General features: G+C 71.8%; 13 protein-coding genes and 1 pseudogene. 1 reads left to right on the top strand and 13 read right to left on the bottom strand.

Going from position 1 to position 13,688, the window contains the following annotated elements:
* Positions 1-34: 34 nt before the first annotated feature.
* The 8 genes from rlmN to rpsB all read right to left on the bottom strand — a co-directional run bounded on the left by rlmN (position 35) and on the right by rpsB (position 8,052).
* A complete protein-coding gene (gene rlmN, locus ABTZ54_RS26360) occupies positions 35-1,141 on the bottom strand; it encodes a dual-specificity RNA methyltransferase RlmN (RefSeq protein WP_351667640.1) in 1,107 nt (368 codons plus the stop codon).
* Between the two features lie 256 nt (positions 1,142-1,397).
* Positions 1,398-1,670, bottom strand: coding sequence for a hypothetical protein (locus ABTZ54_RS26365; protein WP_351667642.1), 273 nt, complete (start codon positions 1,668-1,670; stop codon positions 1,398-1,400).
* Between the two features lie 96 nt (positions 1,671-1,766).
* The gene (locus ABTZ54_RS26370; RefSeq protein WP_351667644.1) at positions 1,767-3,383 is read right to left on the bottom strand and encodes an MFS transporter; all 1,617 of its coding nucleotides are present in this window, start codon (positions 3,381-3,383) and stop codon (positions 1,767-1,769) included.
* 126 nt (positions 3,384-3,509) lie between these two features.
* A complete protein-coding gene (locus ABTZ54_RS26375; RefSeq protein WP_351667646.1) occupies positions 3,510-4,622 on the bottom strand; it encodes a phosphatidate cytidylyltransferase in 1,113 nt (370 codons plus the stop codon).
* Positions 4,622-5,179 (bottom strand): ribosome recycling factor, encoded by a 558-nt coding sequence (gene frr, locus ABTZ54_RS26380; protein ID WP_351667648.1) that lies wholly within the window; start codon positions 5,177-5,179, stop codon positions 4,622-4,624. Before frr ends, ABTZ54_RS26375 begins: the two co-directional genes overlap by 1 nt.
* A 94-nt stretch (positions 5,180-5,273) precedes the next feature.
* Positions 5,274-6,038, bottom strand: coding sequence for a UMP kinase (gene pyrH / locus ABTZ54_RS26385; protein WP_351667650.1), 765 nt, complete (start codon positions 6,036-6,038; stop codon positions 5,274-5,276).
* A 157-nt stretch (positions 6,039-6,195) separates the two neighbouring features.
* Positions 6,196-7,032 carry a translation elongation factor Ts gene (gene tsf, locus ABTZ54_RS26390; RefSeq protein WP_351667652.1) on the bottom strand — a complete coding sequence of 279 codons (837 nt, stop codon included), beginning with the start codon at positions 7,030-7,032 and terminating at the stop codon, positions 6,196-6,198.
* A gap of 111 nt (positions 7,033-7,143) precedes the next feature.
* Positions 7,144-8,052: a 30S ribosomal protein S2 gene (gene rpsB / locus ABTZ54_RS26395; RefSeq protein WP_351667654.1), complete on the bottom strand. Its 909-nt coding sequence runs from the start codon at positions 8,050-8,052 to the stop codon at positions 7,144-7,146.
* Between the two features lie 253 nt (positions 8,053-8,305).
* On the opposite strand from rpsB, the pseudogene ABTZ54_RS26400 reads away from it, so the two are divergent.
* Positions 8,306-8,704: pseudogene (locus tag ABTZ54_RS26400) on the top strand (peptidoglycan DD-metalloendopeptidase family protein); the annotation flags it as partial.
* Positions 8,705-8,835: 131 nt separating this feature from the next.
* Here the strand turns inward: ABTZ54_RS26400 and ABTZ54_RS26405 are convergent.
* The 5 genes from ABTZ54_RS26405 to ABTZ54_RS26425 form a co-directional block, all read right to left on the bottom strand.
* On the bottom strand, positions 8,836-9,396 hold the full coding sequence (locus tag ABTZ54_RS26405; RefSeq protein ID WP_351667723.1) for a TetR/AcrR family transcriptional regulator: 561 nt from the start codon (positions 9,394-9,396) through the stop codon (positions 8,836-8,838).
* 57 nt (positions 9,397-9,453) lie between these two features.
* On the bottom strand, positions 9,454-10,290 hold the full coding sequence (gene whiG / locus ABTZ54_RS26410; protein ID WP_351667656.1) for an RNA polymerase sigma factor WhiG: 837 nt from the start codon (positions 10,288-10,290) through the stop codon (positions 9,454-9,456).
* A 245-nt stretch (positions 10,291-10,535) separates the two neighbouring features.
* A complete protein-coding gene (gene dprA, locus ABTZ54_RS26415) occupies positions 10,536-11,693 on the bottom strand; it encodes a DNA-processing protein DprA (protein WP_351667658.1) in 1,158 nt (385 codons plus the stop codon).
* Entirely contained in the window at positions 11,690-13,303 is a 1,614-nt protein-coding gene (locus tag ABTZ54_RS26420; protein WP_351667725.1) for a YifB family Mg chelatase-like AAA ATPase, read from the bottom strand. Before ABTZ54_RS26420 ends, dprA begins: the two co-directional genes overlap by 4 nt.
* Positions 13,303-13,665, bottom strand: coding sequence for a YraN family protein (locus tag ABTZ54_RS26425; protein ID WP_351667660.1), 363 nt, complete (start codon positions 13,663-13,665; stop codon positions 13,303-13,305). The genes ABTZ54_RS26420 and ABTZ54_RS26425 overlap by 1 nt, the downstream gene beginning before the upstream one ends.
* Positions 13,666-13,688 lie beyond the last annotated feature (23 nt).

The raw sequence follows: 13,688 nt of genomic DNA on the forward strand, positions 1-13,688 counted from the left end.
AATATGAAGATGTGTTCGAGCTCAGACTACAAGGTCAGCGTTCGGCCGCGGCCAGCTGTCCACAGGCACCGTCGATCTCCTGACCACGCGTGTCGCGGACGGTGACGGGAACGCCGTGGCGGGCGATGGCCTCGACGAACGCCTTCTCGTCCTCGGGGCGGGACGCGGTCCACTTCGAGCCCGGCGTCGGGTTCAGCGGGATCAGGTTGACGTGCACCCGCTTGCCCTTGAGCAGCTTGCCGAGGAGGTCGCCGCGCCAGGCCTGGTCGTTGATGTCCCGGATCAGGGCGTACTCGATGGAGATCCGGCGCCCGGACTTCTCCGCGTACTCCCAGGCGGCGTCGAGGACCTCGCGGACCTTCCAGCGCGTGTTGACGGGCACGAGGGTGTCGCGGAGCTCGTCGTCGGGCGCGTGCAGCGAGACGGCGAGCCGGCACTTGAAGCCCTCGTCGGCGAACCGCAGCATCGCCGGGACGAGCCCGACGGTGGAGACGGTGATGCCGCGCTGGGACAGGCCGAGGCCGTCCGGCTCGGGGTCGGTGAGCCGGCGGATGGCGCCGACGACCCGCTTGTAGTTGGCGAGCGGCTCGCCCATGCCCATGAAGACGATGTTGGACAGCCGGGCCGGCCCGCCGGGGACCTCGCCGTCGCGCAGGGAGCGCATGCCGTCGACGATCTGGTGCACGATCTCGGCCGTCGACAGGTTGCGGTCGAGGCCCGCCTGGCCGGTGGCGCAGAACGGGCAGTTCATCCCGCAGCCCGCCTGCGAGGAGATGCACATGGTCACCCGGTCCGGGTAGCGCATGAGCACCGACTCGACGAGCGTGCCGTCGTGCAGCCGCCACAGCGTCTTACGGGTGGTGTCGTCGTCACAGGAGATGTGCCGCACGACCGACATCAGATCGGGCAGCAGCTCCCCCGCCAGCTTCTCGCGCGACCCTGCGGGGATGTCGGTCCACTCCGCGGGGTCGTGCGCGTAGCGCGCGAAGTAGTGCGTGGACAGCTGCTTGGCGCGAAACGGCTTCTCACCGATCGCGGCGACCGCCTCCTTGCGCTCGGCGGGCGTGAGGTCGGCGAGGTGCCGCGGCGGCTGCTTGGCTCCGCGCGGGGCGACGAAAGTGAGTTCTCCGGGCTTGGGCATGGTCCTACCAGTGTCGCAGACGGATCCCGGTTCCCCTGCGGCACGAGCCGCCGGTGGGGGTCGCCCGGGGCACTCCTGGGATCCGTGAGCCCCGACCTGTAGCCCTCCGCACTGCCTCACGCAGCTCTGCACCGGAGAGGACCCCCGCCCCGCGCCCAAGCGGCAAGGTCCTCTCCGACCGCCTCAAGCGCCTCCAGCCCGTCCTCGCCGCCTCCTCCACGGGACGAACAGCATCACCTGCTCCAGGACGTGCCCGTCAGCGAAGCTGCGGCAAGCGGAATCCGCCGATGTGATAGTCCAGGTCCGCTTTGAACTCCAGCCGGGGGACCGTGGTCCGCATGGCCGCGTAGCGCTCGGGCGCGATCGGATACACGGCGGTTGCGAGGAGCTCGTCGTCCCCACGTTCCGGGAACAGCGTGTTGAGCCTCAGAATTTCGTCTCGCGTAAGGCTGGTGACATGGGCCGCGACCTCGTCGGCGTCCCATCCGATGAGCTCCCAGCCCAGGTCTTCGACGTCGTTATGGATCATGCTCCCCACATTACGAGCACATGCCGAAGGGTTGCAGGGGAAGGGACCTACTTGGGCCCGTTCCCGGTGACCTCTCCGGGCTTGGGCGCTCGCCCGTCACGGGCCCGGTGCGCCCGGCTGGGTGCTGGGGATGCGGGAAGTGAAGAAGAGGGCCAGGACCGAGGCGCCGGCGAGGATCGCGAGGGCGGCGCGGAGGCCGTCGAGGCGGGCGGTGGCGTTGGCTTCCAGGGCCGCGTCGGTCACCGCCTGGCTGGTGCCGGCCTCGTCGAGGGCCGTGGTGAGCTGGGCGTCCGAGAGGAACGGGACGCCGCTCTGGAGCTCGACGGCGGCGGTGTTCTTGACCTCGGCGGGGATCGCCGGGTTCTGCTCGACGCTGGTCAGGAAGGAGGAGGTGAGCGCCGCGATCATGAGCGAGCCGGCCAGGGCGGTGCCGATGGAGGCGCCGAGGTTGGTCACGGCGTTCTGGATGCCGCCGACCTCCGCGCTCTGCCGGTCCGGGACGGCGGAGACGGTGACCGAGCCCAGCTGGGAGGCGAGGGCGCCCATGCCGAGCCCGATCAGGAGCAGGGGGAGGGTGACGATCTCCGCGCCCGCGTCCGCGTCGAGCGCCGCCATCAGGACGACCGCCCCGGCCAGCAGCGCGAGCACCCCGAAGCGGACCACCCGGCGCGGCGAGACGTCGGGGAGGAAGCGCGGGATCAGGAGCGCGGCGGCCAGCAGGGTCAGCGAGAGGGGCAGGATGCGCGCGCCGGTGGCCAGCGCGGACAGGCCGAGGGCGACGGACAGGTAGAGCGGGACGACGAAGAAGACGCCCATCTGGACGAGGTACTGGAAGAAGAACATCGTCAGGCCCCCGGTGAGCTGCCGGTTGCGCAGCATGTCCGGGGGAACGAGCGGGTCCCTGCCCCGCTTGGCCAGCCGGGACTCCCAGCGCAGGAAGAGCCAGAGCAGCAGCAGCCCCGCGAGCGTCAGCCACACGACCAGGGACACGCCGAGCCAGGCGGGCGCGTCGGGCTTGGGCCGGAGCCAGCCCCACTCGTCGGAGCGCAGCACGCCGTACACGAAGATCCCGAGCCCGGCGGCGGACAGGAAGGCGCCGACGAGGTCGATGCGCGGGCGCTCCTCGGACACCGCGTCGGCGATGGAGCGGGCGAAGACGAGGATGACGAGGACGAGCAGCACCTCGCCGGCGAAGACCCAGCGCCAGGAGAAGTAGGTCGTGGCGACGCCGCCGATGAGCGGGCCGAGCGCGATGGCGACGGCTCCGGCGGCCGCCACGATCCCGTACGCGAAGGGGCGCCGTTCGGTGGGGAAGTTACCGGCCACCAGGGCCACGATCGCGGGCATGATCAGCGCCGCCCCGATGCCCTCCAGGAAGGCCCAGCCGATCAGCAGCACGGTCAGATTCGGCGCGAGGGCCGTGGTGAGCGAGCCGGCGCCGTAGACACAGCAGCCGATCATGAAGGCGCGCTTGCGGCCGATCAGCACGCCGACCTTGCCACCGGGAATCATGAACATCGCCATGACCAGGGTGTACGCGGTGATGGCGCCCTGGATGCCGGTGATCGTGGTGCCCACGTCCGCCGCCACGGTCGCGATGGACACGTTCATGACGGAGCTGTCGAGCGCCATCAGGAACTGTCCCGACGCGAGGGTCAGGAGGACGGTCAGGGACCCCGGGGGCTTCCCGGCCGAGCGAGCCTTCGGTGTCATGGGCAGATCCCTGCCCCCGGCGCCGGTACGGGACCGGCGACCCGCACCGAGGTCCACCGCATGGCGGAACGGCGAAGGGCCCGCCACCGGTCACGGCAGCGGGCCCTCGAACGCGTACGACGGCCGTCAGCCGCTGCCCACGAACACCACGAGCAGCAGCCACACCACCGGCGCCGTCGGCAGCAGGGAGTCCAGCCGGTCCATGATGCCGCCGTGACCGGGCAGCAGGGTGCCCATGTCCTTGATGCCCAGGTCCCGCTTGATCATCGACTCGCCCAGGTCGCCCAGGGTCGCGCTGGCCGCGACCGCGAGGCCGAGGAGCAGGCCCTGCCACCAGGTGCCGTCGTCGATCATGAACTCCATGCAGAGCGCGCCGGCCGCCATCGCGAAGGCCACCGCGCCGAACAGGCCCTCGCGGGTCTTGCCGGGGCTGATGCGCGGGGCCAGCTTGTGCTTGCCGAAGCGCCAGCCGACGGCGTACGCGCCGGTGTCGCTGACCACCGTGAGGATCAGGAAGGTCAGCACCCGCTGCGGGCCGTCGTCTGCGGTCAGCAGCATCGCCACGAAGGTGGCGAGGAACGGCACGTAGAACGCGGCGAAGACGCCCGCCGTGACGTCCTTCAGATAGCCCTCGGGCGGCTCCGTCATCCGCCACACCAGCACGGCGAGCGCGGTCAGGGCCATCGCGACCCAGGCGCCCTCCGCACCCCGCACGTATCCGGCGACGACCATGGCCGCGCCGCCGACCGCGAGCGGGACCAGCGGGGCGTTGATGCCCTTCTGCTCCCGCAGGCGGGAGGTGAGCTCCCACAGGCCGACCACGACGGCGACCGCTATCACTCCGACGAACGCCGGCTTCCAGATGAACAGCGACGCGACGATGACCGCGCCGAGGCCCACGCCGACCCCTATGGCCGCGCCCAGGTCTCGGCCCGCGCTCTTCTTCTGCCGCGGCTGCTGCCGGGGCGAAGGCGCGGGCGCGGGCTGGGGCGGGCTGGACATGGGCTCCTGCGGGTGCTCGTGCGGCGTCTCGTCACGGAACAGGGGACCGCCCTGCTGGGCGGCCCCCCGGTCGTGGTCGTCCTGGTTGTCGCCGGCGGGAACGTCGTCGGACACGATGGGCATGGGCCGAGTCTGCGCCGCCCGCCGCCCTTCGTAGGCGGGACCCGCCGGGGCAGGCCCCTGGTCGGGTCCCCCGAAGCCGGTTGTGGCCGGGGCCCCCCAGGAAGAGTCGTTCATCAGACCTCGAGGAGCTCGGCTTCCTTGTGCTTCAGCAGCTCGTCCACCTGCGCGACGTACTTCGAGGTGGTGTCGTCGAGCTCCTTCTCCGCGCGGCGGCCCTCGTCCTCGCCGACCTCGCCGTCCTTGACGGCCTTGTCGATGAGGTCCTTGGCCTTGCGGCGCACGGAGCGGATCGAGACCTTCGAGTCCTCGGCCTTGGACTTCGCGACCTTGATGTAGTCGCGACGGCGCTCCTCGGTGAGCTCGGGGAACACCACCCGGATGATGTTGCCGTCGTTGCTCGGGTTGACGCCGAGGTCCGAGTCGCGGATGGCCTGCTCGATGTTGCGCAGCGCCGTCTTGTCGAACGGGGTCACCACGGCCATGCGCGGCTCCGGCACCGAGAACGACGCCAGCTGATTGATCGGGGTGATGGCACCGTAGTAGTCCGCCACGATCTTGTTGAACATCGCCGGGTGCGCACGGCCGGTGCGGATCGCGGCGAAGTCCTCCTTGGCGACCACGACGGCCTTCTCCATCTTCTCCTCGGCCTCGAGGAGGGTCTCTTCGATCACCACTTGCTCCTGCGTGTCGTCGCGTTGTGTCCTGCACGGCTGTACGACCGGCAGGGCTCTGTCCATCCCCTCGCGGGGCGGTTCCCGGTTCGGCTCAGGCCCGGGTGCCCTGGTCGCTCACGAGCGTGCCGATCTTCTCACCCTTCACCGCGCGCGCGATATTGCCCTCGGTGAGGAGTTCGAAGACGAGGATCGGGAGGTTGTTGTCCCGGCACAGCGTGATGGCGGTCGCGTCGGCGACCTTGAGGTCGCGGGAGAGCACCTCGCCGTACTCCAGCGCGTCGAACTTGACCGCGTCCGGGTTGGCCTTCGGGTCGGAGTCGTAGACCCCGTCGACACCGTTCTTGCCCATCAGCAGGGCCTCGGCGTCGATCTCCAGCGCACGCTGCGCGGCGGTGGTGTCGGTGGAGAAGTACGGCATGCCCATGCCGGCGCCGAAGATGACCACGCGGCCCTTCTCCAGGTGGCGCACGGCGCGCAGCGGGATGTACGGCTCCGCGACCTGGCCCATGGTGATGGCGGTCTGCACGCGCGAGTCGATGCCCTCCTTCTCCAGGAAGTCCTGGAGAGCGAGGCAGTTCATCACGGTGCCGAGCATGCCCATGTAGTCCGAGCGGGCCCGGTCCATGCCGCGCTGCTGGAGCTCGGCCCCGCGGAAGAAGTTGCCGCCGCCGATGACGATCGCGATCTCCGCGCCGTCGCGGACCACGGCCGCGATCTCACGCGCGATGGCGTGCACGACGTCCGGGTCGACCCCCAGACCGGTACCGCCGGAGAAGGCTTCTCCGGACAGCTTCAGCATGTAGCGGCCGGTCTTCTTGCCGTTGTTGTCGTCGCCCTGTGCGGCGCCCTGATTCATGGAGGTCTCCTCGTGCACATACGAAGAAGGCCATTGCCTGGGGTCCTTGCGGCTTCCCGTACGGCAATGGCCTCCTCGTCAGATCTGCGGCCGTCCGACGCGAACGCGGGCGGCTGCCTCAGACCCTACCGGGGTCCGGTGTCCGTTGCTGACGGACTCAGATGCCGACCTTGATGCGGGCGAAGCGCTTCAGGGTGACACCGGCCTCGTCCAGGACCTTCTGGACGGACTTCTTGTTGTCAAGGGCGTACGGCTGGCCGAGCAGCGTGGCGTCCTTGAAGAAGCCGTTGAGACGACCCTCGACGATCTTGGCGATCGCGGCCTCGGGCTTGCCCTCGGCGCGGGTGGTCTCCTCGGCGATGCGACGCTCGGACTCGACGACCTCGGCCGGGATCTCGTCCTTGGTCAGGTACTTCGGGGCGAACGCGGCGATGTGCTGCGCGACACCCTTCGCGACCTCGGCGTTCTCCTTGTCCAGCTCGACCAGGACACCGATCTGCGGGGGCAGGTCGGGCATGGTGCGGTGCATGTACGCGGAGACGTAGCCGTCGGTGAACAGCGCGAAGCGGTCGAGGACGATCTTCTCGCCGAGGTTGGCGTTGGCCTCGTCGACGAACGCCTGGACGGTCTTGCCGGGCTCGATCTCGGAGGCGAGCAGCGCCTCGATGTCGGCCGGGGCGGTGGCGGCGACGTGCGCGGCCAGCGCGTTGGCGACGGCGAGGAACTTGTCACCCTTGGCGACGAAGTCCGTCTCGCACTTCAGCTCGACGATCGTGCCGGAGGAGTTGTCGGCAGCGATGAGGGAGACCACGGCGCCGTTCTCGGCGGAGCGGCCCTCACGCTTGGCGACACCCTTCTGGCCCTTGATGCGCAGGGCCTCTACGGCCTTGTCGACATCGCCGTCGGCCTCGTCCAGGGCCTTCTTGCAGTCCATCATGCCGGCGCCGGTGAGCTCGCGGAGCTTCTTGACGTCAGCGGCGGTGTAGTTCGCCATGAGTCTGTTTCTCTCTCGAAGTCTGAAAGATCGGGCGGGTCCACGGGTGGACGGCGGGGGCAACGCGTGCCCCCGCCGTCATCACCCGAAAGACCTCAGGGTCCTGAAGGGTCAGGCCTGCTCGGCGTCGGCGGCCGGAGCCTCGACAGCCTCGACGACGGCCGGAGCCTCGGCAGCCTCGGCGTCCGCGACCTTCTCGGTCTCGGCGGAGGTCTGGACCTCGGCGGCCTCGTCGGCCTTCTTCTCACCCGTCAGCAGGTCGCGCTCCCACTCGGCGAGGGGCTCGCCGGCGGCCTTCTCGCCCGGCTTCGAGTCGCCGGTCGCGGCGCCGGAGCGGGCGATGAGGCCCTCGGCGACGGCGTCGGCGATCACGCGGGTGAGCAGGGTGACGGAGCGGATCGCGTCGTCGTTGCCCGGGATCTTGTAGTCGACCTCGTCGGGGTCACAGTTGGTGTCGAGGATCGCGACGACCGGGATCTTCAGCTTGCGAGCCTCGCCGACGGCGATGTGCTCCTTCTTGGTGTCCACGATCCAGACGGCGCTGGGGACCTTGGACATCTCGCGGATACCACCGAGGGTCTTCTCCAGCTTGGCCTTCTCGCGGGAGAGGACCAGGAGCTCCTTCTTGGTGAGACCCGAGGCCGCGACGTCCTCGAAGTCGATCTGCTCGAGCTCCTTGAGGCGCTGCAGACGCTTGTAGACGGTCGAGAAGTTGGTGAGCATGCCACCCAGCCAGCGCTGGTTGACGTACGGCATGCCGACGCGCGTCGCCTGCTCGGCGATGGCCTCCTGGGCCTGCTTCTTCGTACCGACGAACATGATGGAGCCGCCGTGGGCGACGGTCTCCTTGACGAACTCGAAGGCGCGGTCGATGTACGACAGCGACTGGAGCAGGTCGATGATGTAGATGCCGTTGCGCTCGGTGAAGATGAAGCGCTTCATCTTCGGGTTCCAGCGACGGGTCTGGTGACCGAAGTGGACGCCGCTCTCCAGCAGCTCCCGCATCGTGACGACGGCCATGGCCATCTCCTTGGGTTCTCGGTTGTGTTCCTGACGCCCCGGACGCGCCGTGCCACGAGGGACCGAAAGGCGCTGCCATCCGTCACGGAGACCGATGGCGGGGCGTGCGAAGTCGACCCGGTGACCCGAGTCGCCATGGAAAGTGTACGGGACCCCGGAGGCGACGGGTGACGGCACTGTCCACAACCGGTCGGCCGTCCACAGATACGGTCCGTCACCGTCACGGTGACCTCGGACGGAGCAGCCTGCCGTCATGCGCCCTGCCGAGCTTGTCCTGCTGCCCCTGCTGTCCTTGCTGGCCCCGCTGGCCCCGCTGGCCCCACTGGCCCCGCTGGCCCCGCTCACCGCGGTCTGGCCGCTCGGCCCGCCTCGCCCCGAGGTCCTGCGCGGCTTCGAACCGCCGCCCGGGCCGTACGCGGCCGGTCACCGTGGGGTCGACCTCGCGGCCCCGCCGGGCACCCCGGTGCTCGCCCCGGCGGCGGGCACGGTCGCCTTCGCGGGTCCGGTCGGCGGCCGGGGCGTGCTCACGATCACCCTCACGGGGACGGGCCTGCCGCCGCTGCGGACGACGTACGGGCCGGTGGAGCCCCTCGTCGGGGCCGGCGCCGCCGTCCGGCCGGGCCAGGTGGTGGCCCGGGTCGCCCCGGGCGGGCACTGTCCGCGCTCCTGCCTGCACTGGGGCGTGCTGCGCGGCGCGGTCTATCTGGACCCGCTGGCCCTGCTGCGCGGCGGCCCGTCCCGGCTCCTGCCGCCGAAGGGACCGCCGAAGGGACCGCTGCCGGGTCAGACGCCCCGGATGCCGCCCAGGGCCATGGAGACCGCAGCCTCGGCGATGACGGCCGGGTCCTCGGCCGCGCCGAGCTCGATACGGCGGACCGCCGCGTCCACCACGCCCTGGAGGAGCATCGCCTCCAGGCGGGGCTGAGGGCGGCCCAGGGCGGTGAGGGCGTCGACGATCATGGTGACCAGGCCGCCGTGCGCGGCCCGGATCTTCTCGCGGGCGCCGTCGTCCAGCTCGCTCGCGGAGATCGCGACCACCGCGCGGTGGCGCCGGTCGCCGACCAGTTCCAGCTGGGTGCGCACATAGGCCTCGACCTTGCCCTCGGCGGTCGTGGCGCCGTCCATCGCGCTCTCGACCTCGGCTGCCCAGACCGGGAAGTCGACCGCGCACAGCTCCTCGACCACGGCACCCCGGGAGCGGAAGTACTCGTAGACCGAGGAACGGGCCAGGCCCGTGCGCTCGGCGAGGGCGGGGAAGGTCAGCGCCTCCGTCCCGCCTTCGGACAGCAGGGATCGCGCGGCGTCCAGCAGGGCGCCTCGCTGCATCGTCCGGTGCTCGGCCACGGAGGCCGCTCGAATCCTTGGCACGGATCCACTGTACGACCGGAGCGCCCCGCCCCGTCAGCGCCCTACGTCGGCCAGCTTGGCGCGCAGCTGGAGGACGGACTTGGTGTGGATCTGGCTGACCCGGCTCTCGGTGACGCCCAGGACATGCCCGATCTCGGCGAGGGTGAGGCCCTCGTAGTAGTAGAGCGTGACCACGGTCTTCTCCCGCTCGGGGAGCGTGTTGATCGCCCGCGCGAGCAGCCGGCGCAGCTCGCGGTCCTCGGCGACCTCGACGGGGTTGTCGGCGGCGGTGTCCTCAAGGGTGTCCATGAGGGAGAGCCGGTCGCCGCCCTCGCCGCCGACGTGCAGCAGCTCCTCAAGGGCCACCACGTTGGCGAGGGACAACTGACTGAAGACGGAGTGCAGTTCCTCCAGGGTGACACCCATCTCCGCCGCGACCTCGGGCTCGGAGGGGGTGCGCCGCAGCTGCGCCTCCAGGGTGGCGTAGGCCCGTTCGACGTTGCGGGCCTTCTGCCGTACGGAGCGGGGGATCCAGTCCAGCGCCCGGAGTTCGTCGATCATCGCGCCGCGGATGCGGGTGATGGCGTAGGTCTCGAACTTGATGGCCCGTTCGACGTCGAACTTCTCGATCGCGTCGATGAGTCCGAAGACCCCGGAGGAGACGAAGTCGGCCTGCTCGACATTGGAGGGCAGACCGACGCTGACGCGTCCCGCGACGTACTTCACGAGGGGCGAGTAGTGCAGGATCAGCTGCTCCCGCAGCCGCTCGTCGCCGGTGTCCTTGTACGAGCGCCACAGCTCGTCGAGCGAGGTCGGTGCGGACGGTCGCACGGTGCCCCGGGCTGCTGGGGGCACCGCGGCGCGGTCAGACCCGGAGGTGTGCTGGGGCATGCGTCGCCTTGAGCCGTTCTGCTGTCGGGTGTGAAGGAGTCGGTCCGTCTGTCGGGCGGGGGATCCTCGTGAGCGTAGCGTGAGTGGACTGTCGCGGTGCGCGAACGTCGGCGGATCGCGCCGGTCCGGGTGGGCACCGTCGACCGCGTCTTCGAACGGGGGCCGTGGCGCGCGTCGGCCCCTCGGGTGTGACCGAGAGAACTCGATTGCTCATCCCCATCACCCTTTCACCCGAATGCTCCAGGTCAAGCACCGCCATGCCGGATGTTCGAGCCTTCCGTCCTCCTTTTCGTCAACTGCCAGTCGTCCTCGTGTCGTTCGACGAACCCCAGGGAGTGGAGTTCGTACAGCTTGGCGAGGGTCCGGTCGGGGTGGCCGCCGGCCCGGGCGGCGATCTCGGCGAGGGGCGCGGGACCCGTGCCGGGGAGGGCTTCGAGGACCCGGGCGGTGTCGGGGTCGAGGAGGTCGCGGGGAAGTACGGGGCCTCGGCGCGTCGGGGCCAGCCGGCCGATGGCGCCCACCAGTTCCACGACCTCGGCGGCGTCGGTGACGAGGGTGGCCTCGCCGCGCAGGAGTTCGTGGACTCCGGCGGAGAGACCGCTGGTGACGGGTCCTGGGACGCCCATGACGTACCGCCCGAGCCGGGCCGCGGCGCGGGCGGTGACCAGGGAGCCGCTGCGGTACTCGGCCTCGACGACGACGGTGCCGCGGGTGAGGGCGGCGATGACGCGGTTGCGCAGCACGAACCGGCTGCGGGTCGGATGGGCGCCGGGCGGGAGTTCGCCGACGACCAGGCCCTGTTCGGCGATCCGGCGGATGAGTCCGGCGTGGCCCGGCGGATAGGGCACGTCGACCCCGCAGGCGAGGACGGCGACGGTGGCGCCGCCGGAGCCGAGGGCGCCCCGGTGCGCGGCGCCGTCGACACCGAAGGCGGCTCCTGAGGTGACGACCCAGCCGCTCTCGGCGAGCCCGGCGGCGAGGGTGGCGGCGGTGTGCGCCCCGTAGGGCGTGCAGGCGCGGGCGCCGACGACGGCGACGGACCGCAGCGACCAGCCGCGCAGGTCGGCCGGGCCGCGCACCCAGAGGCCGAGCGGGCGGGCGTCGTCGAGGTCGTCGAGCTGGCTCGGCCACTCGGCGTCGCCGGGGACGAGGAAGCGTCCGCCGAGCCGTGCGACGAGGTCGAGGTCCCGCTCGGGCGCGGCCGTCCGGGCCCGGCGCCGCCAGCTGTCGACCCGCCGGGCGCCGGTCCCGGGGAAGGGCTCGGGCCCCTCGTCCTCCCTCAGCAGCCGCAGGAATCCGGCGGCCCCGTGGCGGCGCAGGGCCCGGCCCGCGTGCTCGTCGCCCGGTTCGACGACATGGGTCAGGGCGGCGCGGGCGAGCCGGTCCGGGTCCCGGGCGGTCACGGCCGCTCCCCCGCGCCGACGGGCACGCCCCGGGCGATCCCGGTGCGCAGTTCGAGGGCGAGGGCGAGGTCGTCGGCGCCGGGGCGGTCGTGGCCCGCGAGGTCGGCGACGGTCCAGGCCACCCGGAGGACCCGGTCGAGGCCGCGGGCGGTGAGCAGGCCCCGTTCGATGTCACGTTCGGCGGCGGCGAGGGCGCCGGGCTCGGTGACGTAGCGGGTGCGCAGCTCGTGGCCGGGGACCTCGCTGTTGACCGTCCAGGGGGTGCCGCCGAGGCGGGTGGCGGCGCGGGCCCTGGCCTCGCGGACCCGGTCGGCGACGGCGCGGCTCGGCTCGCCGCGGCCGCCCTGCCCGAGGAGGTCGGAGCGGGTGACGGGCTCGACCTCGACGCGCAGGTCGACCCGGTCGAGCAGCGGTCCGGAGAGCCGGGCCTGGTAGCGGCGGATGAGGGAGGCGGGGCATTCGCAGCCCGCGCCGTGCAGGGTGTGGCGTCCGCAGGGGCAGGGGTTGGCGGCGAGGACGAGGAGGAAGCGGGCGGGGAGCCGGACGACTCCGGCGGCGCGGGCGACGACCACATGGCCGGATTCGAGGGGTTGGCGCAGGGCGTCGAGGGCCTTCGTGGAGAACTCCGGGGCCTCGTCGAGGAAGAGGATTCCGCGATGGGCGAGGGAGACCGCGCCGGGGCGGGGCAGTCCGTTGCCGCCGCCGACGAGGGACTGCATGGTCGCGGAGTGGTGGGGTGCGCAGTAGGGCGGGCGGTGGACGAGGGGTTCGCCGGGCGGGAGGATCCCAGCGACCGAGTGGACGGCGGTGACTTCGAGGGATTCATGGCGGGTGAGCGGCGGCAGGATGCCGGGGAGCCGCTCGGCGAGCATGGTCTTGCCGGCGCCGGGCGGTCCGGAGAGCAGCAGGTGGTGGCCGCCGGCGGCGGCGATCTCCAGGGCGCGGCGGGCGGTGTGCTGTCCGGCGACGTCGGCGAGGTCGGGTCCGTCGGCGGGGTCGGCGGCGAGTCCGGTGCCGACCCCGGCGCCGGGCACGAGGAGTCCGGCGAGCATGGGGTCGGGGCGGCCCGCCTCCAGGGGCTCTTCGTCGGGGACGGGTTCGTCGGAGAGGACGGCGATGAGCTGGCGCAGGCTGCGGACGCCGAGGACGGAGACGCCGGGCACGAGCGCGGCCTCGCCCGCGGTCTGTTCGGGGACGACGACCTGCCGGTATCCGGCGTCGGCGGCGGCGAGCACGGCGGGCAGGACACCGCGGACGGGCCGGACGCGCCCGTCGAGGCCGAGTTCGCCGATGAGGACGAGGTCGGCGATGGTGCGCGGGTCGATGCGCTCGGCGGCGCCGAGCACGGCCGCCGCCACGGCGAGATCGAATCCCGAACCGCCCTTGGGCACGGAGGCGGGGCTGAGGCCGACGGTGAGTTTCTTCTGGGGCCATTCCGCCTGGGAGTTGACGATGGCGGCGCGGACCCGGTCGCGGCTCTCGGTGAGGCTCTTGTCCGGGAGTCCGACGAGGGTGAAGGCGGCGACTCCGGCTTCGAGGTCGGCCTGGACCTCGACGACGACGCCTTCGACGCCGACCAGGGCGACGGAGCAGGTGCGGGCGAATCCCATCACGCCACCCCCTGGGCATGGGTGAGGACGGGTGCGCCCCGGCGGGGCAGCAGGACGCCGACGAGGTCGATGCGGACGCCGCCGGCGGGCGGGCCGCCGTGCCGGTCGAGCCAGCAGGCGGCGAGGCGGCGCAGCCGCTCGGCCTTGCGCGGGGTGACGGCGGCCATCGGGTGCTCGAAGGCTCCCCCGCGGCGGGTCTTGACCTCGCAGACGACGAGGGTGTCGCCTTGGCGGGCGACGATGTCGATCTCTCCGGTGCGGCCGCAGCGCCAGTTCCTGGCGAGGACGTGCAGGCCGGCCGCGGTCAGTCGGCGGGCGGCGAGCTCTTCCCCGTACCGCCCGAGTGCTCGGGTCGCGTTCATTCGGTACCACCTCCGGCACCGAC

It is taken from the genome of Streptomyces sp. NPDC094032, assembly GCF_040303965.1.
Taxonomy (GTDB): Bacteria; Actinomycetota; Actinomycetes; order Streptomycetales; family Streptomycetaceae; genus Streptomyces.

Excerpts from the sequence above, each read along its gene's own strand:
- ABTZ54_RS26425 (WP_351667660.1), bottom strand. The coding sequence starts at position 13,665 with ATGAACGCGACCCGAGCACTCGGGCGGTACGGGGAAGAGCTCGCCGCC.
- ABTZ54_RS26370 (WP_351667644.1), bottom strand. The coding sequence starts at position 3,383 with ATGACACCGAAGGCTCGCTCGGCCGGGAAGCCCCCGGGGTCCCTGACC.
- tsf (WP_351667652.1), bottom strand. The coding sequence starts at position 7,032 with ATGGCGAACTACACCGCCGCTGACGTCAAGAAGCTCCGCGAGCTCACC.
- whiG (WP_351667656.1), bottom strand. The coding sequence starts at position 10,290 with ATGCCCCAGCACACCTCCGGGTCTGACCGCGCCGCGGTGCCCCCAGCA.
- ABTZ54_RS26365 (WP_351667642.1), bottom strand. The coding sequence starts at position 1,670 with ATGATCCATAACGACGTCGAAGACCTGGGCTGGGAGCTCATCGGATGG.
- rpsB (WP_351667654.1), bottom strand. The coding sequence starts at position 8,052 with ATGGCCGTCGTCACGATGCGGGAGCTGCTGGAGAGCGGCGTCCACTTC.
- ABTZ54_RS26375 (WP_351667646.1), bottom strand. The coding sequence starts at position 4,622 with ATGAACGACTCTTCCTGGGGGGCCCCGGCCACAACCGGCTTCGGGGGA.
- rlmN (WP_351667640.1), bottom strand. The coding sequence starts at position 1,141 with ATGCCCAAGCCCGGAGAACTCACTTTCGTCGCCCCGCGCGGAGCCAAG.
- pyrH (WP_351667650.1), bottom strand. The coding sequence starts at position 6,038 with ATGAATCAGGGCGCCGCACAGGGCGACGACAACAACGGCAAGAAGACC.
- ABTZ54_RS26420 (WP_351667725.1), bottom strand. The coding sequence starts at position 13,303 with ATGGGATTCGCCCGCACCTGCTCCGTCGCCCTGGTCGGCGTCGAAGGC.